Origin of the sequence: Bradyrhizobium campsiandrae, from assembly GCF_014529705.1 — a bacterium.
Classification (GTDB): Bacteria; Pseudomonadota; Alphaproteobacteria; order Rhizobiales; family Xanthobacteraceae; genus Bradyrhizobium; species Bradyrhizobium campsiandrae.
In genome coordinates this window covers 21,241-41,117 of record NZ_JAANIH010000076.1, presented here as the reverse complement: position 1 = coordinate 41,117, position 19,877 = coordinate 21,241, and the positions used below count along the sequence as shown (strand labels likewise).

Annotated in this window: 16 protein-coding genes and 1 tRNA gene; 8 read left to right on the top strand and 9 right to left on the bottom strand. The window is 65.1% G+C overall.

All coding sequences use genetic code 11. From position 1 onward, the window contains the following. Positions 1 to 184: DUF1674 domain-containing protein (locus G8O24_RS36410; RefSeq protein WP_188107343.1), on the top strand; the 184-nt coding region annotated here is incomplete at its 5' end. Positions 185 to 249: 65 nt separating this feature from the next. Here G8O24_RS36410 and cysC read toward each other — a convergent pair. The 4 genes from cysC to G8O24_RS36390 form a co-directional block, all read right to left on the bottom strand. After that, positions 250 to 2,145: an adenylyl-sulfate kinase gene (cysC, locus tag G8O24_RS36405; protein ID WP_188107342.1), complete on the bottom strand. Its 1,896-nt coding sequence runs from the start codon at positions 2,143 to 2,145 to the stop codon at positions 250 to 252. Beyond that, the gene (gene cysD, locus G8O24_RS36400; protein WP_244646209.1) at positions 2,145 to 3,119 is read right to left on the bottom strand and encodes a sulfate adenylyltransferase subunit CysD; all 975 of its coding nucleotides are present in this window, start codon (positions 3,117 to 3,119) and stop codon (positions 2,145 to 2,147) included. Before cysD ends, cysC begins: the two co-directional genes overlap by 1 nt. Next, a complete protein-coding gene (locus tag G8O24_RS36395) occupies positions 3,116 to 4,135 on the bottom strand; it encodes a sulfotransferase family protein (protein WP_188107341.1) in 1,020 nt (339 codons plus the stop codon). The genes cysD and G8O24_RS36395 overlap by 4 nt, the downstream gene beginning before the upstream one ends. A 159-nt stretch (positions 4,136 to 4,294) precedes the next feature. Continuing rightward, positions 4,295 to 6,004 carry a methyl-accepting chemotaxis protein gene (locus G8O24_RS36390; RefSeq protein ID WP_188107340.1) on the bottom strand — a complete coding sequence of 570 codons (1,710 nt, stop codon included), beginning with the start codon at positions 6,002 to 6,004 and terminating at the stop codon, positions 4,295 to 4,297. A gap of 828 nt (positions 6,005 to 6,832) precedes the next feature. Between G8O24_RS36390 and G8O24_RS36385 the strand changes: the two genes are divergently transcribed. Together G8O24_RS36385 and G8O24_RS36380 are read left to right on the top strand one after the other, a co-directional pair. Beyond that, positions 6,833 to 7,825: a methyltransferase domain-containing protein gene (locus G8O24_RS36385; RefSeq protein ID WP_188107339.1), complete on the top strand. Its 993-nt coding sequence runs from the start codon at positions 6,833 to 6,835 to the stop codon at positions 7,823 to 7,825. Between the two features lie 149 nt (positions 7,826 to 7,974). Beyond that, on the top strand, positions 7,975 to 8,565 hold the full coding sequence (locus G8O24_RS36380; RefSeq protein WP_188107338.1) for a thermonuclease family protein: 591 nt from the start codon (positions 7,975 to 7,977) through the stop codon (positions 8,563 to 8,565). 56 nt (positions 8,566 to 8,621) lie between these two features. Here G8O24_RS36380 and G8O24_RS36375 read toward each other — a convergent pair whose 3' ends face one another. Beyond that, positions 8,622 to 9,137 (bottom strand): L,D-transpeptidase, encoded by a 516-nt coding sequence (locus tag G8O24_RS36375; protein ID WP_188107337.1) that lies wholly within the window; start codon positions 9,135 to 9,137, stop codon positions 8,622 to 8,624. A gap of 426 nt (positions 9,138 to 9,563) precedes the next feature. Beyond that, positions 9,564 to 11,510: an acetate--CoA ligase gene (gene acs / locus G8O24_RS36370; protein WP_188107336.1), complete on the bottom strand. Its 1,947-nt coding sequence runs from the start codon at positions 11,508 to 11,510 to the stop codon at positions 9,564 to 9,566. 412 nt (positions 11,511 to 11,922) lie between these two features. Between acs and G8O24_RS36365 the strand changes: the two genes are divergently transcribed. Then, a complete protein-coding gene (locus G8O24_RS36365; RefSeq protein WP_188107335.1) occupies positions 11,923 to 13,092 on the top strand; it encodes a DNA topoisomerase IB in 1,170 nt (389 codons plus the stop codon). A 121-nt stretch (positions 13,093 to 13,213) separates the two neighbouring features. On the opposite strand, the gene G8O24_RS36360 is transcribed toward G8O24_RS36365, so the two are convergent. From G8O24_RS36360 to tsaD, 3 genes are read right to left on the bottom strand one after another with little or no spacing between them, the layout of a single operon-like run. After that, the gene (locus G8O24_RS36360; RefSeq protein WP_188107334.1) at positions 13,214 to 13,627 is read right to left on the bottom strand and encodes an EVE domain-containing protein; all 414 of its coding nucleotides are present in this window, start codon (positions 13,625 to 13,627) and stop codon (positions 13,214 to 13,216) included. Between the two features lie 2 nt (positions 13,628 to 13,629). Continuing rightward, positions 13,630 to 14,610 (bottom strand): NAD(P)H-dependent glycerol-3-phosphate dehydrogenase, encoded by a 981-nt coding sequence (locus G8O24_RS36355; protein ID WP_188107333.1) that lies wholly within the window; start codon positions 14,608 to 14,610, stop codon positions 13,630 to 13,632. Between the two features lie 2 nt (positions 14,611 to 14,612). Continuing rightward, positions 14,613 to 15,686: a tRNA (adenosine(37)-N6)-threonylcarbamoyltransferase complex transferase subunit TsaD gene (tsaD, locus tag G8O24_RS36350; RefSeq protein WP_188107332.1), complete on the bottom strand. Its 1,074-nt coding sequence runs from the start codon at positions 15,684 to 15,686 to the stop codon at positions 14,613 to 14,615. A 147-nt stretch (positions 15,687 to 15,833) separates the two neighbouring features. Between tsaD and G8O24_RS36345 the strand changes: the two genes are divergently transcribed. The 4 genes from G8O24_RS36345 to G8O24_RS36330 all read left to right on the top strand — a co-directional run bounded on the left by G8O24_RS36345 (position 15,834) and on the right by G8O24_RS36330 (position 19,859). Then, entirely contained in the window at positions 15,834 to 16,580 is a 747-nt protein-coding gene (locus G8O24_RS36345) for a uroporphyrinogen-III synthase (protein ID WP_188107344.1), read from the top strand. A 65-nt stretch (positions 16,581 to 16,645) separates the two neighbouring features. Further along, complete coding sequence (locus G8O24_RS36340; protein WP_188107331.1) at positions 16,646 to 17,899, top strand: COG4223 family protein; 1,254 nt, start codon at positions 16,646 to 16,648, stop codon at positions 17,897 to 17,899. Positions 17,900 to 17,944: 45 nt separating this feature from the next. Further along, positions 17,945 to 19,684, top strand: a complete 1,740-nt coding sequence (locus G8O24_RS36335; RefSeq protein ID WP_188107330.1) for a heme biosynthesis protein HemY — start codon at positions 17,945 to 17,947, stop codon at positions 19,682 to 19,684. Positions 19,685 to 19,783: 99 nt separating this feature from the next. After that, positions 19,784 to 19,859 (top strand) — tRNA-Thr (locus G8O24_RS36330). The last annotated feature ends 18 nt before the right edge of the window (positions 19,860 to 19,877 follow it).

Genomic DNA, 19,877 nt, shown 5'->3' with positions numbered 1-19,877 from the left:
CGACCGCAAGCCCCTCCCGCCGGCCGCCCAGCGTGCGCTGGCTGAGGCCGAGGCACGCCGGCAAGCCGCTGCGGCCAATGCCGGGGGTGATGGCAGGGCTCCGAAAGAATTGCAGGGGCCGAAGGGACCCGAACCGACGCGCTACGGCGATTGGGAGCGTAAGGGCATCGCCTCCGATTTTTAAGGGGGGGGGCGGCCTCTCTCCGGGCCGGACCACCGGCCCCTAAAGATCCATACAGATAAAGATCCCTACAGATAGTGGTGCTCCTGCAAATAGCGGATGATGCGCTCGCACCCCTCCTCGGGGGTCATTTCCGACGTGTCGATCGTGATCTCGGGCGCCTGCGGCAACTCATAGGGATGATCAATGCCGGTGAAATCAGGCAACTCGCCCGCCCGCGCCTTGCGGTAGAGCCCTTTGGCGTCGCGCCGCTCGCATTCGGCGAGCGGCGTTGCGACATGGATCTCGACGAACTCCCCCGCCTCGACACGGTGCCGCGCCGTCTCGCGTTCGCTGCGGAAGGGTGAGATCAGCGCGACCAGCGCGATCATGCCGGCGTCGACGAACAGCGCCGCGACCTCGGCGACGCGCCGGACGTTCTCGGTCCTCTCCGCGCTGGAAAAGCCGAGGTCACGGCTGATGCCGTGGCGGAGATTGTCGCCGTCGAGCAACGTTGCATGACGTCCGAGCTCGGCCAGCCGCCGGTCGACGAGGTCAGCGATGGTCGACTTGCCGGCACCGCTCAGCCCCGTGAACCAGAGCACGCAGGGCCGCTGCTGCTTGAGCCGCGCGCGCACGGATTTGTCGACGGCAAGCTGCTGCCAGTGAACGTTGGTGGCGCGGCGGAGTGACAGGTCGATCATTCCCGCCGCAGCCGTGCGATGGCTGATCGGGTCGACGAGAATGAAGCTGCCCATCTGCCGGTCGTCACGGTAGGCCTCGAACACCAGGGCGCGATCGAGGCTGAGATTGATATAGCCGATCTGGTTGGCATCGAGCGTGGTCGCGCTCTCCTGCGCCATGGTGTCGATGGCGACGCGATGCTTGAGCGATGTGATCACCGCGCCCGATGAGGCGGTGCCGCATTTCAGCACGTAGCGCCGGCCCGGCGCCATGGCCTCCTCGTCGAACCAGACGAGATGCGCCGCCAGCTGATCCGAGACGAGCGGTGCTGCTCCCGCTGTCAGCACGTCGCCGCGGCTGACATCGATCTCGTCGGTCAATGTGAGCGTCACCGATTCGCCGGCTGCGGCCCGATCGCGCTCGCCGCCGGGTGTGAGAATGCGCGCGATGTGCGCGCGACGGCCGGATGGCCGCACGGTGACGGCCTCGCCGATTGCAATCGCCCCGCTGGCGATCCGTCCGCAGAAGCCGCGAAACTCCGCGTGGGGGCGGTTGACCCATTGCACCGGCAGCCGGAACGGCCGCTCCGAAATGTCGCCGGCAACGTCGACCGACTCCAGATAGGCCGTGACGGTCGGCCCGGTGTACCAGGGCATGCGCGTGCTCGCGAGCGCGATGTTGTCGCCATCGGGCGCCACGACCGGAATGCACTGCACCTGGGAGATGCCGAGCTGGCCGGCCAGGGTCAGATATTCGGCGGTGATGGCCGCGAAACGGTCCCCGTCGAACCCGATCAGATCCATCTTGTTCACGGCGAGCACGACGTGGCGGACGCCGAGCAGCGACAGGATGTGGCTGTGGCGCCGGGTCTGCGTGATGACGCCCTTGCGCGCGTCGACCAGGACGACGGCGAGGTCGGCGTTGGAGGCGCCGGTCGCCATGTTGCGGGTATATTGCGTGTGTCCCGGCGTGTCGGCGACGATGAAGCGGCGCAGCTTCGTTGCGAAGAACCGGTAGGCGACGTCGATGGTGATGCCCTGCTCGCGCTCGGCCTGCAAGCCGTCCACCAGCAGCGCGAAATCGAGATCGCCGCCGGTGGTGCCTGAGGTCTTGCTCTCCGAGGCCAGCGCGTCGAGCTGGTCGTCGAGCAGCGTCTTGGAATCGTAGAGCAGGCGACCGACCAGCGTGCTCTTGCCGTCGTCGACGCTGCCGCAGGTGACGAAACGCAACGTCGGGCGATCGTCCCGGTCCAGCCGTGGCGCATCGGACGCGGCGATGGTGGGGGCCTCGTGATAGGACATCAGAAGTAACCTTCCGCCTTCTTGCGCTCCATCGACGCGGGGCTGTCGCGGTCGATCATGCGTCCCTGCCGCTCGGAGGTGCGCGAGGCCATCATCTCGCGGACGATCTCCGGCAGTGTTGCCGCCGTCGAGATCGTGGCGCCGCTGAGCGGGTAACAGCCGAGGGTGCGAAACCTGACGGAGCGCCAGCGCGGCTCTTCACCTGAAAGCAGCGGCATGCGGTCGTCGTCGACCATGATCAGCGTGCCGTCGCGCTCGACCACCGGGCGCTTTGCCGCCAGATAGAGCGGGACGATCGGGATGTCCTCGAGCAGGATGTAGTCCCAGACGTCGAGCTCGGTCCAGTTCGACAGCGGAAACACCCGCATGCTTTCGCCGGGCGCGAGCATCGTGTTGTACAGGCTCCACAGCTCCGGCCGCTGGTTCTTCGGATCCCAGCGATGCGCCGCGCTCCGATGTGAGAACACGCGCTCCTTGGCGCGCGACTTCTCCTCGTCGCGCCGCGCGCCGCCGATCGCGGCGTCGAAGCCGTGGAGGTCCAGCGCCTGCCGCAACGCCTGTGTCTTCATCACGTCGGTGTAGCGGGCCGAGCCGTGGGTGAAGGGAGTGATGCCCTGCCCCAATCCGTCGCGGTTGGTGTGGACGATCAGATCGAGGCCGAGCTCGCGGGCGCGGCGGTCGCGAAAGGCGACCATCTCGCGGAATTTCCAGGTCGTGTCGACATGCAGCAGTGGAAACGGCGGCCTGCCGGGATGAAATGCCTTCATCGCCAGATGCAGCAGCACCGATGAATCTTTGCCGATCGAGTAGAGCATCACTGGCTTGCGGAACTCGGCTGCCGTCTCGCGCAGGATGTGAATGCTTTCTGCTTCGAGGCGTTGAAGATGGCTGGTGGCACCGTGGCGCAGGGCAGCGCCGTCCGGCGCGGCGCGTGTCACGGTCGCCACCGTTGTGGGCGCGGTCTGCCCGGTCATGCGGCGGTGCCCAGGCAATCGCCGAACAGGCGCGCGGCGGTAGCGGTATCCAGCGAGAGGTCGCGGATGCAGGCGTCGACCGAAGCGCGATAGACGTCATTGACGCCGCAACACTCAAGGGCGTCCAGCATCGGCTGGCTCAGCGAGGACGTCGCGCGGCGTTGGTAGCGGTAGGCTGTATCGGAGGTATGCAGATTGGGGACGTCGTAAATAATCGCCTCGCTGGGCCATATAACTCGTGCGTTGTCCGCTTGGTCCGGTCCTTTCTCCCGCCAGCACGTCACCGCCTTTTCGGCAAAGCTGTTCGAAAGACCGAGCCGATCGAAGAGGATGCGCACCGACGATACGGGCTCCTTGCTCACTTCATACACGTAACGAGTGACCGGAATGCCGTGTCGCCCGGCATAAGTCTCCACCCGCACGGCGTTGAGCGCGGCGGCAACGTAATTGTGGACCAGCGTTTTTTCAGAAGCGCGGTCCGACCATTTTTCGATCCACGACGCCAGTGAACTTGCCGGTTCGCGATCGAGCATGATGCAATGGAGCCGGTGTCGTGGATAGCCCGCATCAATCAATATCCGTAGGGGATTGAACAGACTTTCCGCGAGCACATAGGGGCCCATCGTCTCCTTGCTGAAGATATTCGGGCTATTGCTTGCCGATGGCACGATCCAAGGTGTCAATGAGTTGCCCACCATTGCATCGCGCAGGATGGCCTTCACCGGCTGGTAGTATGAGGGCATTCCCATCGTGCCAAACAGGTTGGTCAGCGCCGTCGACCCGACGCGGCATTTTCCCCATGCAAAATGCAGCATCGGAAAATCCTGCGCCGGCCGCTGCCGAAAACTTGCGGAAAGGCACTCGGTGACTTCCCGCATCAAAGTCTCGAGACTGACTGTTCTGGTTTGGAATTTGCCAACGGGCGAGAGCGGCATGACGTCGAGCGAGCAGTGCTGCTGGCGTATCAGATCGGCCATTCGTTGCAGGGAATCGGCGAAGACCTGTTTGTTGTTCATGTCGGGGCTCCCTGGAACAGATACCGCCGGCGACGACGATCGCGCTTTTCAGGCTCGATCTACCTATAGTTGTTTTCCTATTGCCGTCAAACCCGGGACTTACCGGGGTTGCGACGGGCGAGCATCGACGCGACGCTCGCCGCTTCGCCGCAAATCAAATCAGGCCGCTCGCACCGTCTCCAGGAACTTCTCGACCTCGGCTTTCAGGAGTCCGCTCTCGCTGGAGAGCGAGCGCGCCGATGACAGCACCTGTCCGGACGCAGCGCCGGTGGCGCTGGCGCCCTGGCTGACCTGAGCGATCTTGTCCGCAACTTCGACGGTTCCCTTCGCCGCCTCGTTGACATTGCGCGCAATCTCGGCCGTCGCAGCACCCTGCTCTTCAATGGTTGCAGCGATGGTCGTCGAGATGTCCGAGATCCTGGCGATGGTGGCGCTGATCTCCTTGATCGCACCAACGGAGTCTTCCGTCGCGCTCTGCATGCCGGCGATCTGCGCGCCGATTTCCTCCGTGGCCTTCGCGGTTTGTGCCGCGAGGGCCTTGACCTCGCTCGCGACCACGGCGAAGCCGCGGCCGGACTCGCCGGCGCGAGCCGCCTCGATTGTGGCGTTCAGCGCCAGCAGGTTGGTCTGCTCCGCAATCGCGGTGATCAACTTGACGACGTCGCCGATCCGGCCCGCAGCCTTGAGCAATTCGTTGATCTGCGCGTCGGTGCGCTCGGCCTGCCTCACCGCTTCGCCGGCGATGCGGCTGGAATCGTGCACCTGCCGGCCGATCTCGACCACCGACGTGCTCATCTCTTCTGCGGCGGAAGCCACAGCGCCGACATTGGCGGAGGCCTCTTCGGAAGCTGCGGCCACCATCCCGGAGAGTTGCTGCGTCTCCTCTGCCGTCCCCGACAGCGTGCCGGCGGCGGATTCGAGTTGCTTGGAGGCTGACGATACCGAGTTGATGATGCTCCCGACCGCGGCTTCGAACGCACCGGCGAGCTTCATCATCTCATCCTTGCGCCGGGCGGCGGCTGCGGCCTCCAGATCCTTCTGCTCGGCTTCCATCTGCTCGATGCGGATCAGATTGTCCTTGAAGGTACGGGCCGCACGGGCGTTGTCGCCAATTTCGTCGCCACGGGTCGTGAAGGGAATCTCGATGGCCTTGTTGCCGTCGGCGAGCAGCAGCAGGACGCCGCCGATACGCCGGATCGGTCGGGCGATGTTCAAGACCGCGAAGACCGCGGAACCGATCAGCGTCAACATGACGGCGACGCCGATCATGAGCGCGAAATTGGCGGTAGAATCCAATTCCTCCAGCACCTGGCTCTTACGCTTGGCCGCGTAGTCGTTGGCGATGTCCACCCCTTTGTCGATGGCAGCGTTGACTTGCGCAGCCGCCGGGAACGTACGCTCGTTGACAACGCGGGCCTTCGCCGCTTCCGCCTCGGTCCCTCCGTTGGCGCCAATGACGCGCTTTTGCGCCTCCGCAAGCTCGATAGCGCTGGTCAGATAGGCATCCACTGCTTGCCGGGCCGCCTGATAGGCATCCTTTGTAAACTGTTGTTTGGCCCGATCGTGCGCGGCATCAATCTCCGTGTCGGCTTTGGTCACGTTGGCGCGGAGAACCTGAAGGAGCTCATCGATTCTCGCGACTGACTGCGCGGACGCGATCTCAAGAGCGGTTGTCTGCGCCCGCGCTATCGCTGTCTGCGCCGACTGCGCATTGCCCTTGTTGAGATAGTTGAGAATCAACAATCCGTTGGATGCGACAATCGACCGATTGCCCAGCGCCTGATTGACCAGCATGCCACCGACCAGCAGGATGCTGATCACTGAGACGATACCCAGCTTTGTACCGATACGAAATTTGAAGGATGCCATCGTGAACCCCCGTCCCAGCAAATACCCTCGGCAGTTGGCAACCAAAAATTGAAATTCGCGTAAACGAGTTGCAGTTTTATGCAAAGTAGGCACGGAAGAGTATTACATCTGGTGGTAGAATTACGGGGTCGCGCTCTTTCAGCCAGCCGTGATCGCCCGAAACGAGGCTGGTGACGGCGATGACAGCGTCGTTCCGCGCGTGGATGCGCCGCAAACAGCAAGCCGCGCGGCATCAATTCCGTCAGCGGCCCACGACCATTTGTGGTGGCGAGCGAAACGTGGCTGTAGAGATCGCAATGTCTTCGTTCAGCGTGGGAATACAGTCATACAATACGAAGCCGCCGATTGATTCGGCCCGGTTGGTGACGTGAATCGCGCATTCGCCTCCTCTAAGGGTGGTCGCGGCCGTGATATCCGGCTGCGCGGCAAACCATCGGAGATGGCGTCCAAGATCGTGGTCGCCCCCATATTCGCAGCACCCGTTTGGCGAACTTCTGATCCGCCACTTTCTAAGTTCCGCTCCACGCCGGGGGCCATTCCGACGGCGGGATGAATCGACTTAGGAGCATAGGCAGCGAATGTCGTTGACACATCTTAAGATAGCAATAGCCTATGAACGGGCGAAAGAATCTCGAGCGGAGCCGGACGACCAGTTCCAGACGCCGCGCCCCCGAGCTGCTCACACGATTGAAACTTTATGATTTGAGTCGCCGGTACTGATCTTCCCGCCGGCAACGTCGTGAGAATTTCGGCTTAGCGTCTGTCTCCGAGACGATGCTAACGCCCGAACTGAAAGTGAAATCAACCATAGCACCCGGACTTCCGCCGATGTCGACAGCCACGAAACCTGCCCATTCCTTTCACAACCCGCTGTTCTCCAGTATTACGCATGTCAGACTGCTCGCACGAGTCGATCGCACCATGGCCGTCGCACGCGCTATCGAACGGCTCATCCGACCCGGGATGCGCGTGCTCGACGCCGGCTGTGGCACCGGGCTCATGTCGTTCCTCGCTGCGAAGGCGGGCGCTTCTGAGGTCGTTGCGATCGATCGCGAGAACGTGGAGCTCGCGCGCGCCCTAGCCGAGGAGAATGGTCTTTCAAACAAGATCCGCTTCGTCGAAGGCGACCTCACAACCCAGTCGCGCGACACGCTCAATGGTGGCTTCGATGCCATCATCGCCTTCGTCTATACGAATCATCTCGTTGTCGACGAGGCTCGCTCAACGCTTGTTTACGCTTTGCGCGAGCAATTCGGTCAGCCGAATTGCATCATCATACCGGACCGGGTTCGCTATTCCGGTGTTGCTTGTGAATGGCCCGGTATCGACGCCGGTACCGAACTAGATGATCTGCACCGCACCATTTCCGATATGGAAAAGCGGTATCAGCTTAGCTTGACGACGCTGTTCGAGACGGCACGCACGGAGTTACAACACACGATGGCGCGCCCGCGCATCAGCGCTGACTACGAATGGTCTCCATCGTGGGGGAGTGGAGGTTACCGCTATCTGCGCGGCGCATTCCGCAAACTGAGCAGAGAAAGCCAGGTTGCCGACATCAACTACGGTGCTGAGACGCAAACGACACCTTATCCAGGCGAGTTGAGCCTGGACCTTGTCGCGCCGGGCTCATGCAATGCCATCCTTTGGACACAAGAACTCTGGTCCGACAGCCACCTGCTATGGACGGCAGAGCATATGAGCACTCTAGCCACGGCCGTCACCCTCGAAGCTAGCGATCGGCTCGTGGTAAAGCTCGATGCAGCTTGGCGTAAGACCAACTCGATCGGAGATGCAGCGCGCGTAGAGCGGGTGAGTTAATCGACAACGGGAGCATTGCGGCTGCCTTATCCGTCGCGCTTGGAATAGCCTCTCTGCCTAGGTGGACTTTACGACCGGTCACGATTCGGACGAGGCGCGCGTCCTACTGTGCCTTGCCGCCATCCCCGACTCAGCCCTAGCGTGAGCTGATGCGTTTCCAGGATCGCCCCAATGCCTATCGGCCGCGGTTCGGCGGCTCGCCGTTTGGCCGCCGCTTCTCCGGACTGTTGCCGTGGATGTTCGTGGTCGGGGTCGTCGTTGCGGTCGTGCTCACCTTTCGGCACGGGACGAACTGGCCGGCTCGGCAGCCCGCTAACGAGCGCTCGCAGGATGCCGAGATCGTCCTAGAGCACGCGAACAATCCCGACAGCCGCCTGCCGGTCGATGTCGTTCGCACCATCGACGGCGACACCTTTCTCGCACGCATTCATCAGCAGGGCGGCCGCGACCTCGTCGCGCGGGTTCGCCTGCGCGGCATCGATGCGCCCGAGATGAAGGCGTCCTGTCAGGACGAGCTCGACAAGGCCGAAGCTGCCACCGAGGCGCTGCGCAACCTGCTCGGCCAGGGTGGCGTCACGATCTACAATCTCGGCTCGGAAAAATACGGGCGCGTTCTCGCCGACGTCGCAACGAAACGGACTGCCGACGTTTCGGCGGCCATGCTCGCGGGCGGTTATGCGCGCAGCTACGCTGGCGGTCATCGCGCCGGGTGGTGCGCGCGCGGCTGGCGCTTCTGGTAACGAAAAAGCGGCGTCTGATGACGCGGCTTTTTCAATCGCAGTTCTGGTCGCGACGATCAGCGCGTCACGACGACCTTGGTTCCGACCGAGACGCGGCTGTAGAGATCGGTGATGTCGTCGTTGAGCATGCGGATGCAGCCATAGGAGACGAAGCCGCCGACCGAGCCAGGCACGTTGGTGCCATGGATGGCATATTCGCCGCCGGCCAGCGTCATCGCCGCAACGCCCATCGGGTTGCGCGGCGAGCCGCCCGGAATGACGTCGGGAAGCTGCGGCTTGTCGCGCTTCACCTCGGCGGGCGGCGACCAGGCCGGATTGCGATACTTGCCGTCGATGCGGGTGGTGCCGGCCCACTGCTTGCCTGATTTACCGACGCCGACCGGATAGCGCACGGCGTGGCCGTCATCGAGGATCAGATAAAGCCGCCGCTCGTTGGTTTTGACCACGATGGTGCCCGGCGAATAGTCGGCCATGTGTGCGCCGACCATTTCCGGCCGCGCTTCGGCTGCCGTCGACATCAAGGCCCCTGCCGCGACGGTGGCGGCGAGCGCCAGTGCAATCTTCATCGACATCAATTTTCCCCTCAGCCCCGAACGGATCGTCCAAATTCACGCGAAACCGGCAATCGCCCGCGCGCCCGGACATTCTTAACCGCGCCTGTTAACCGGTTGGTTTCCACGCGCGGCTGCCAAGGCGAGCCAGCAGGGGGAGCAAAGGAAATGTTCGAAATAAAGTAAATGACCCGAAAACAACACCCGGCGGGAAAGATGCGGACACGGCCGCTCGGACGCTGACAAGCGCGTGAAGTGTGAACGGGGGTTGTTCTAGGCGATGTTGGCGCGAAAGGCAGTCTCATGTCCCGGACGCGGCGCAGCGCGCAGCGGTGCGACGCAGAGCAGGGATCCAGAACGCCAGAGGGTGCGCCGCGGATGGGTGGGCCCCGGCTTTGCCGCGCACCGCCAAGTGGCGCTGCGCGGCGTCCGGGGCACATGATTGCCTTACGCTGACTTCTTGTTCTGCCGGTTCTTGACGAGGTCATCGACCACGGCGGGATCCGCCAGGGTCGAGGTATCGCCCAGGCTGCCGGGCTCGTCCTCGGCGATCTTGCGCAGGATGCGGCGCATGATCTTGCCGGAACGCGTCTTGGGCAGGCCGGGCGCGAACTGGATCTGGTCGGGCGAAGCGATCGGGCCGATCTCCTTGCGCACCCAGGTGACGAGTTCCTTCCGCAAATCCTCTGTCGGCTCGATCCCGGCCATCAGGGTGACGTAGGCATAGATGCCCTGGCCCTTGATGTCGTGCGGGAAGCCGACGACCGCGGCCTCCGACACTTTCTCATGTGCCACCAGCGCGCTCTCGACTTCCGCAGTGCCCATGCGATGGCCGGAGACGTTGATGACGTCATCGACGCGGCCGGTGATCCAGTAATAGCCGTCGGCATCGCGGCGGCAGCCGTCGCCGGTGAAGTACTTGCCCTTGTAGGTCGAGAAATAGGTCTGCTCGAAGCGGGCGTGATCGCCATAGACGGTGCGCATCTGGCCCGGCCAGGACCGTGTGAGACAGAGATTGCCTGTGGTCTCACCCTCCAGCACCTTGCCGTCGGCATCGACGATCTCGGGCGCGACGCCGAAGAACGGCTGCGTCGCCGAGCCGGGCTTCAGCCTGGTCGCGCCGGGCAGCGGCGTGATCAGGATGCCGCCGGTCTCGGTCTGCCACCACGTGTCGACGATCGGGCAGCGATCGTCGCCGACGACGCGGTGGTACCATTCCCAGGCTTCCGGATTGATGGGCTCGCCGACCGAGCCGAGCAGGCGCAGCGAAGCGCGCGAGGTCTTCTTCACCGGCTCGTCGCCGCCTTGCATCAGCGCGCGGATCGCGGTCGGGGCGGTGTAGAAGATGTTGACCTTGTGCTTGTCGATGACGTTCCAGAACCTGGAATTGTCAGGATAATTCGGCACGCCTTCGAACATCAGCGTGGTCGCGCCGTTGGCGAGCGGCCCATAGAGAATGTAGCTGTGGCCGGTGACCCAGCCGACGTCCGCGGTGCACCAATAGATGTCGCCGTCGTGATAGTCGAAGACGTATTGGTGCGTCATCGAGGCGAACACGAGATAGCCGCCCGAGGTGTGCAGCACGCCCTTGGGCTGGCCGGTCGAGCCCGACGTATAGAGGATGAACAGCGGATCCTCGGCATGCATGTGCTCGACCGGGCATTCGGTCGTCACCATCGCCGCCGCCTCGTGGTACCAGAGGTCGCGCGTCGGGTTCATGTCGATCTTGCCACCAGTGCGCTTGACCACGACGACCCAGTCGACGCCGTCGGCCTTGGCGAGCGCCGCGTCGACATTGGCCTTCAGCGGCACCTTCTTGCCGCCGCGCAGGCCCTCATCCGCGGTGATGATCACCTTGGATTTGCAGTCGTTGATGCGCTGGGCGAGTGAATCCGGCGAGAAGCCGGCGAACACCACGGAGTGGATCGCGCCGATCCGCGCGCAGGCCAGCATCGCGTAGGCGGCTTCCGGAATCATCGGCAGATAGATGGTGACGCGATCGCCCTTCTTGACGTTGCGGGTGCGCAGGATGTTGGCCATCCGGCAGACCTCGTCGTGCAGCTCCTTGTAGGTGATGTGCTTGGACTGCGAGGGATCGTCGCCCTCCCAGATGATCGCGGTCTGGTTGCCGCGCTTGTGAAGATGGCGGTCGATGCAATTATGGGCGACGTTGAGGATGCCGTCCTCGAACCATTTGATCGAGATGTTGCCGGGCGCGAAGGAGACGTTCTCGATTTTGGTCGGCGCGTGCATCCAGTCGATGCGCTTGGCCTGCTCGGCCCAGAAACCATTCGGGTCCGCGATCGAGCGGGCGTACATGTCCTTGTACTTGGCCTGGTCGACCCAGGCGCGCTTGGCCCATTCCGCGGGTACGTCGTAGATCTTCTCGGACATAATTCCCTCCACATACGGCAAGCCAAACGCTGGCGACGCGCAAGCCGACCTTGATCGTTGAACGATTATGCGTCGGGCTAACCGGCCCCGACAAGGATCGCAAGCTGGACCTTCGGCGGGCTGCCGACCATGCGGAGGATCAAGGTGCAAAGGCTGGCTGTCGAAAATCTGAAACGAGCCGGAAGAGGGCCTTCGGCTCTTTACCCAGATCATCGGAACAGGGCGGTGCAGGGCGCCTATGCGGCTCAAGAGGTATTTAGAAACCTCTTTTCACTGATTCGGGACTCGCAATGCGGTTCGGAACACCCTAAGTGGCTAATCCGGGTCCGCCAGAGACCTGCCGGGCGATGCTCGGAACAAAATTCATAACAGCGGCATTGAACGGTAACAGACAGGGCCAAGGCATAAGACTATGATGGATCAGCAGAATCTCGGGACGATGCGGCCCGCTTCGGCCGATCCCGCTGCCATTGCGCTGGCCAAGGCCCTGGGACAATGGCCGAAACCATCAGGTTCCACCCGTCCCAGCCCCAAGAAAGTGTTCGACTCGGCGTCCCCGGCGGCGGTCGAAGCGCTTGCCAAGGAGCTGGGCCTGCGGCTCGGCGACCAGAACGAGCTGACCATCCGCCGCATCAAGCGCGGCAAGGGCTATTCCTTCGTCCGTCCCAACGGCGCGCATATTCGCGACGCCCGCACCATCCGCCGCCTGCATGCGATGGCGGTGCCGCCGGCCTATCGCGAGGTGCGCTACTCGGCCGATCCGAGCTCGCATCTTCAGGCGGTGGGTCGCGATGCCGCGGGCCGGCTGCAATATCGCTATCACGCCGATTGGGAGAAGGTCCGCGAGCACCGCAAGGCGCATCGCCTGGAAAAGCTCGTCGGCGCGCTGCCGAAGATCCGGCGCAAGGTCTCGGCGTTCCTGTCGGGTGACGAGCCGACGCGCGAGTTCGCGCTCTCGGCAGTGATCGAACTGATCGCCCGCACTGCGATTCGTCCCGGCAATGAATCCTATGCCCGCCTCAACGGCACCCGCGGCGCGACCACGCTCTTGAAGTCGAACGTGACGCTGGAAGACGATTGCTTCGTGCTGACCTTCAAGGCCAAGGGCGGCAAGGCGGTGCGGAAAGAGTGCGATGCCGCCAAGCTGGTGCGCGCCATCGGCATTTTGCAGAGCGTCCCGGGAAAACGCATGTTCCAGTACCGCGATGCCTACGGCATCGTGCGCGCGGTCAGCACCACGCAGGTCAATGCGTTCCTGCGCGAGATCGCCGGCATCAAGATTTCGCTGAAGGATTTTCGCACGCTGATGGCCTCGGCCGTCGTGGTGGAATCGCTGTCGCGGATCACGCCGGCGACCAGCCAGCGTGGCCGCAAGAAGCAGGTGCTGGACGCGATCCGCGCCGCGGCTGACAAGCTCTCCAACACGCCGGCGATCTGCCGCAAGAGCTACGTCCACGACACCATCGTCACCGCCTTCGAGGAGGGCATTTTGGAGCGCTTTGCCGCGACGATGAAGGGCCAGCGCTCGCAGGCAAGACGCGAGCAGCTGCTGGCGCAGGTGGTGGCGACCGCGGCGGTCTAACGGGCGGTGCTGTAGGGTGGGCAAAGGCGCACTTGCGCTGTGCCCAACGATTTCTCTCGATCACCAAGAATGCGTGGGCACGCTTCGCTTTGCCCGCCCTACGATAGCTCGTCCACAGCAGCTACACCCCGCCCATCTTGCAGACGAGCTTCCACTCTTCGGCCGTCACCGGCTGCACCGACAGGCGCGAATATTTCACCAGCGCCATCTCGGCGAGCTTCTTCTCGGCCTTGATCGCGGCCATCGTCACCGGGGTCTTCAAGGGCTTGTCGGCCTTGATATCGACGCAGACGAATTTTTCGGTCTTGTCGGTCGGATCCGGGTAGGCCTCCTTGATGATTTCCGCGATGCCGACGATCTCCTTGCCCTCGTTGGAATGATAGAAGAACGCCTTGTCGCCCTTCTTCATGTTCACGAGGTTCTGGCGCGCGGTGTAATTGCGCACGCCGGTCCAGGCCTCGCCCTTGGCGCCCTTCGCGACCTGCTGGTCCCAGGACCACACCGACGGCTCGGATTTCACCAGCCAGTACGCCATGTCTATTCCTCTGCCTTGAAGGGGCGGGTCAACAACCCCGAAATCGCGGCGTCGATCGTGCTCCTGCCGCTCAGGATCGACGCGACGGCTTCTGATACAGGCATCTCGACGTTTTGCGAAGCGGCGAGCTCGATCAGCACCGGCGCGGTGGATTCGCCTTCGGCGAGCTTGCCGGCCGGCCGCGGCTCGCCGCGTCCGAGCGCCAGCCCAAGGGCAAAGTTGCGCGACTGCGGGCTCGAACAGGTCAGGATCAAATCGCCGAGGCCGGACAGGCCGGTGAGCGTCTCGCTGCGCGCGCCGAGCGCGCGACCCAGACGGCTCAGCTCGGCAAAGCCGCGCGTCGTCAGCGCGGCCTGGGCGGAGGCGCCGAGCTTGCGTCCGACCGAGATGCCGACTGCAATCGCCAGCACGTTCTTGGCCGCCCCGCCGATCTCGACGCCGCGCACGTCAGTGGTGTGGTAGGGCCGGAAGGTGGCCGAGCCCAGCGCCTGCACCAATGCGCTTGCCAGCGCCTCGTCCTTTGCCGCCAGCGTCACCGCCGTCGGCAGGCCGCGCGCGACGTCGTCGGCAAAGCTCGGGCCGGACAGGATCGCAGGGATCGCGTGGGGCGCGGCTTCCGCGATGATTTCGGTCATGAATCTGTGGGTGCCGTGCTCGACGCCCTTGGCGCAGGCGATGATCGGCACGGCGGCCGTCGCGTGCGTGGCCACAATGTTGACGACGCCGCGCAGATGCTGTGCCGGGGTTGCGATCAGCAGCATCTCCGCGCGCGACGCCTCCGCAAGATCGCTCGTCACGAGGATGTCGGGCGCGAGACGCACGCCCGGCAGCCGCGGATTGTCGCGGGTCGAGGCAATGCGCGCGGCATGGTCGGCATTGCGTGCCCATAGCATCACGCTTCGCCCGGCGCGCGCGGCCACCGTCGCCAGCGCGGTGCCCCACGCGCCGGCGCCGATCACCGCGACGGAGCGGAACGCGGTCATGGTCAGTACCCCGCCCGCGTCTTGCCGTAGCCATCAGGCGCAGTGGCGTTGGCATCGAGCAGCCAGCGCGCGCGCGGCTGCGCCTCCATCGTGTCGGTGATGCCGAGCGCGAGGCGTTCGGCGCCGGCCCATGCGATCATCGCGCCATTGTCGGTGCAGAGCGCGGGCGGCGGCATGATCAACTGCGTCCCGGCTTGCCGGGCAACATCATGCAGTGCGCCGCGGATCGCCTGGTTGGCCGCGACGCCGCCAGCGGCGACCAGCGCGCGCGGCGCGCCGAACTTTTCGCGGAACAGCTTGAGGCCAACGCGAAGCCGGTCGGCCGTGGAATCCAGCACAGCGGCCTGAAAACTTGCACAGAGATCGCTGACGTCCTGCGGCGTGATTTCGGGAAGGCGGCTCGCTTCGGTGCGGACGGCCGTCTTCAACCCTGACAGCGAGAAATTGGCGTCGGGACGCCCCTGCATCGGTCGCGGGAACGCAAAGCGCGTGGCATCGCCATTCGCCGCCGCGCGCTCGACCTGCGGGCCGCCCGGATAAGGCAGGCCCAGCATCTTCGCGACCTTGTCGAAGGCCTCGCCGATCGCATCGTCGACGGTGGTGCCGAGCCGCACATATTGTCCAACGCCGGTGACTGCGACGATCTGGGTGTGGCCGCCGGAGGCGAGGAACAGACAATAGGGAAATTCGAGTTGGTCCGTCAGGCGCGGCGTCAGCGCATGCGCCTCGAGATGGTTGACCGCGACCAGCGGCGTGTCATGCACCATCGCGATCGCCTTTGCGGTCGTGAGCCCGACGATGACGCCGCCGATCAAGCCCGGTCCGGCCGCCGCCGCGACACCGTCGAGCTGGGCGAAGCCGATGCCGGCCTCGCTCATGGCGCGCTCGATGATGCCGTCGAGCAGGTCGACATGGGCGCGCGCGGCGATCTCGGGCACGACACCGCCGAAGCGGGCATGCTCCTCCACTTGCGAGCGCACGATATTCGACAGAATCTGGCCGCTCCCGTCGGGCGCGCGCTCGATCACGGCCGCCGCGGTCTCGTCGCAGGTGGTCTCGATGCCCAATACCAGCATTGGCGAATTGTTATCCAATTTGCGCCCTTGCGCTCATTCACAAAGCGGAGTTCTGCTACGCGGTAGCATTCCGGGGACGGCTTGCGCAATCGTCACGCGCCGTCTCCCCCGAATGAGTCTTCGCCACGCGGTCCGGGAACACAGGCAATGTCCATTCTTGTCACACGGCCGCATCCCGACAACGAGGCGACGGCGAAAAATCTGCGCGCGCGTGGGCATGTGGCGCTGCTTGCGCCGGCGCTCAAGTTCGAGCCCCTTCCTTTCCATGACGAGAGCGAGGCGGGCTATGGCGCCATTATCGTCACGTCGGCCAATGCGATCCGCGCCGTCGCGCCACAATTGCGGAACCTCGGCCTCTTGGAGCTGCCATTGTTCGCGGTCGGCGAGCACACGGCTGCCGTGGCGCGCGATGTCGGCTTCACGGAATTGATCGTCGCCGGCGGCGATGCCGCGTCCTTGCGCGATACGGTGATGCAGGGTGCGCGCGACAAGGTTCTGAAGAAGAAAACCGCGCTGCTTTATCTTGCGGGCGCGGATCCGTCGCGGGATCTCGGCGGCGAGCTTGGCGCGGAAGGCTTCAACGTGGTGACGCAAACCACGTATCGGATGACCCCGGTCAAGAGTCTTCCGCGTGATGTCTGCGAAGGCTTTGCCGCGCATGGCATCGAGGCGGTGCTGCACTACTCCCGGCGCAGCGCACGCGCGTTCCTGGATGCGGCACGGGGGGAAGGTGTCGAGATCTCGGCGCTGGCGATCCCGCAATGTTGCCTGTCCGAGACGGTCGCTTCCGTGTTGCGCGATGCTGGCGCGTCGCAGGTTCTGGTGGCCGCGCGGCCGGACGAAAATGCCCTGTTCGACGCCTTGGAGCGTGCTTTGCGCACCCGTTTGGCGTAAGAGGACGGGCCGAATCCGACGCGATCGGGCTCGTCTCTGGTATGCAAGTGTGAGGAACCGTCACGATGGCCGACGACAAGCCTGAAGACGCAGGCAAGCCTGAAGACGCTAAAATGCCCCCCGAGTCGGGCCGTGCCAAGCGCACCCCGCCGACCATCGAGCTCGAGGCAACCGAAGTCTCCACTCAACCACAGGATCCGGCGGGCGAGCCGGCCGTAGAGCCTTCCACCGAGCAAGCAAATTCGGAACAGGACGGTGCCGGCGACGCCGAGGTCGAGACGGCCAAGGTCGAAACGGCAAACGCTGAGCCGGAGCCCAGCGAGCCGCGAGCCGCTGCCGCATCGGCCCCGATTTCGCCCTGGGTCATTGCGCCGTTTTCCGGCGCCGTCGCAGCTGCGGTCGTGATCGCGGTCGGCTGGGCGCTGGGCTGGCCCGCGGTGCAGGCGCCGCCGGCCGCGCCGCAAGTGACCAGCGCCACGGTTGATGCGCTGAGCGGCCGCGTTGCCGCGGTCGAAGCCAAAGCGGGCAAGCCGGCCGCCGATCCGGCAATGGTTGCGCGGCTCGACGCGCTGGAAAAATCCGTCGGCACGCTGCGCAGCGACATCGCCAATCTGCGTGCGCAATCCGACAAGACGGCGAGCGCATTGAACGATGCGAAATCCGCGCCGCGGGATGCGGCGGCCGCGTCCAGTCTCGCCGCCCTCAACGACCGCATCTCCCAGCTCGAGCGCGCCAGCACGACCGCGCGCGCCGAGCTCGCGCAGCAGGGTGAAAAGATCGCCGATGCCAAGACGATGGACGACAAGCCGCTGCGCGTTGTGGTCGCCGCCACCCTGCTCGACGTCGCCGTTCGCCACAACGATCCCTACGAGGCGCAGCTCAATGCTGCGCGGTCGTTCGCAGCCAAGCCCGAGCTGTTGAAGCCGCTCGATGCGTTTGCCGCCTCGGGCATCCCGACGCCTGTTGCGCTGAGCCGCGAGCTTCTGAGCATCGTGTCGAAGCTCTCGCCGCCGGCAGAAGCTCCGGCCGCGGGGGCCGGCATCGTCGAGCGCCTTCAGGCGGGAGCATCGAAGCTCGTCCGCATCGAGCGCACCGATGGGGTCGGCAACGACCGCGGCGCCATCGTCGCACGCGTCACCGCCGCAGCGCTGCGCAATGATTTCGTCGAGGCCCGCCGCGAGCTGAAGACGCTGCCGGAGGCGGATCGTGCCCCGGCGCAGGCATGGCTGGACAAGGCCGATGCCCGCGATGCCGCGCTCGCGGCCTCCCGCAAATTCGCCGATGACGCCCTGGCAAATCTCGCCAAGCCTGCCCAGTAAGCCTCGATAAGATTCGCGCAACAATCCGCGCGTATAGGGATCGCCATGCTTCGCATCGTCCTCTTCCTCGTCCTGATTGCACTCGCAGGCGCCGGCGCGGCCTGGGTGGCCGATCAGCCCGGCGATGTCGTGCTGACCTGGGGCGGCTTCCGCGCCTCGCCGAGCATTCCGGTGTTCGTGCTCTGCCTCGGCATCTTCGCCGTTCTGGTCGTGCTGCTCTGGAGCATTCTGGCCATGATCTGGCGGACGCCCGGGCGCATGCGCCGCCGCCGTCACGAGAAGCGCCAGGCGCGCGGCCGCCACGCCATCACCCATGGCTTGCTCGCGATCGGCCATGGCGACACCGCGCTCGCCCGCCGTCACGCCGAGGCGGCGCGGCGGCATGCGCCCCATGATCCGCTCGCGCTGCTCTTGCATGCGCAATCGGCGCAGCTCGACGGTAACAGAGACGAGGCGCAGCGCGCCTTCCGCGCCATGGCCGAGCGCGAGGATACGCGGCTGCTCGGCTTGCGCGGCCTGTTCATCGAGGCGCAGCGCGCCGATGATGCGGTCGGTGCCGTGATGATCGCGGAGGAGGCGATCAAGCTGTCGCCGTCCTCGACCTGGGCCTCGCATGCGGTGCTCGGCTTCCGCTGCGCGCGCGGCGACTGGAGCGGTGCGCTCGCGATCCTGGATTCGAACCTGCGCGCGGGGCTGATCGACAAGCAGGCCTACCGCCGGCAGCGCGGCGTGCTGCTGACGGCGCGCGCGCTGGAATTGGAGACGATGGACCGCGACGTCGCGCGCGAGAGCGTGATGGAAGCCGTCAAGCTTGCGCCGACCCTGGTGCCGGCCGCCGTGCTGGCCGCGAAATTCGAGAGCGAGGCGCATCAGGTGCGACGCGCGATGAAGCTGGTCGAAGCCGCCTGGCTCGCCAATCCGCACCCCGATCTCGCCGATGCCTATGCGCATGTGAAGCTCGGCGATGCCGCGCGGCAGCGCCTGCAGCGGATCGAAACGCTCGCGGCGAAGACGCCGGCGGACAGGCCGGGTCATGTCGAAGGACAGCTCGCGATCGCGCGCGCCGCGATCGATGCCTCCGAGTTCGCCCGCGCGCGCGAGGTGCTGGCGCCTTACGTCAACGATCCGACCCAGCGCGTGGCGCTGCTGATGGCCGAGCTCGAGCGCGCCGAACACGGCGACGGCGGCCGGGCCCGCGCCTGGACCTTGCGTGCGGTGCGCGCCCGCCATGACCCCGCCTGGACCGCGGACGGCTATGTCAGCGACCGCTGGCGCCCGGTGTCCCCGGTCACCGGCCGGCTCGACGCCTTCCAGTGGCAGACGCCGGTGGCGAGCCTGCCTTCCGACAAGGGCACGACGATCGAATCCTCGGCCTTCGAGGAAGCCATGCTCGCCGCCCCGCCGCCAAAGCGGGTGACGGCGACCAGCGAGACGCCGGCGGAACCGGTCGAGATCGCGCCCGAGCCCACGCCCGCTCCGGCCGCGCAGGACAATGTGCCCCCGGTGGCCAAGGAAGAGCCCGTGGCGGCGACCACCGAGCCGGTCAAGCCGGCCCCTGAAGCCGCCGAATCACCGCCGGTCGCGGAAACCCCTGTATTCCGGACCCGCGCCGACCTCGGCAGGCCGGCACAGGCGCCGATCCAGACGGTCATCCCGATCGTCCGGGCGCCCGACGATCCTGGAATCGACGACGACGGGCCGAGCGATGAATTTACGGAACAAATCGGCACGCCAAAGGCCCAAGCTGGCGGCTGGCGCGGATTCTGGTCCCGCTGGGGCGCGTGAGGCGCATTTCGGCCCTGTCTTGTCCTTGCCAATTCGGGCCATGCCCGATATCAGGAGCGCGCGTATCGGGACCGGCATGTCCGGACCCCGGCAGGGTTCGCCGCAATAGCTCAGTCGGTAGAGCACGTCATTCGTAATGACGGGGTCGGGGGTTCGAATCCCTCTTGCGGCACCAGCCTTTTCAAATACTTAC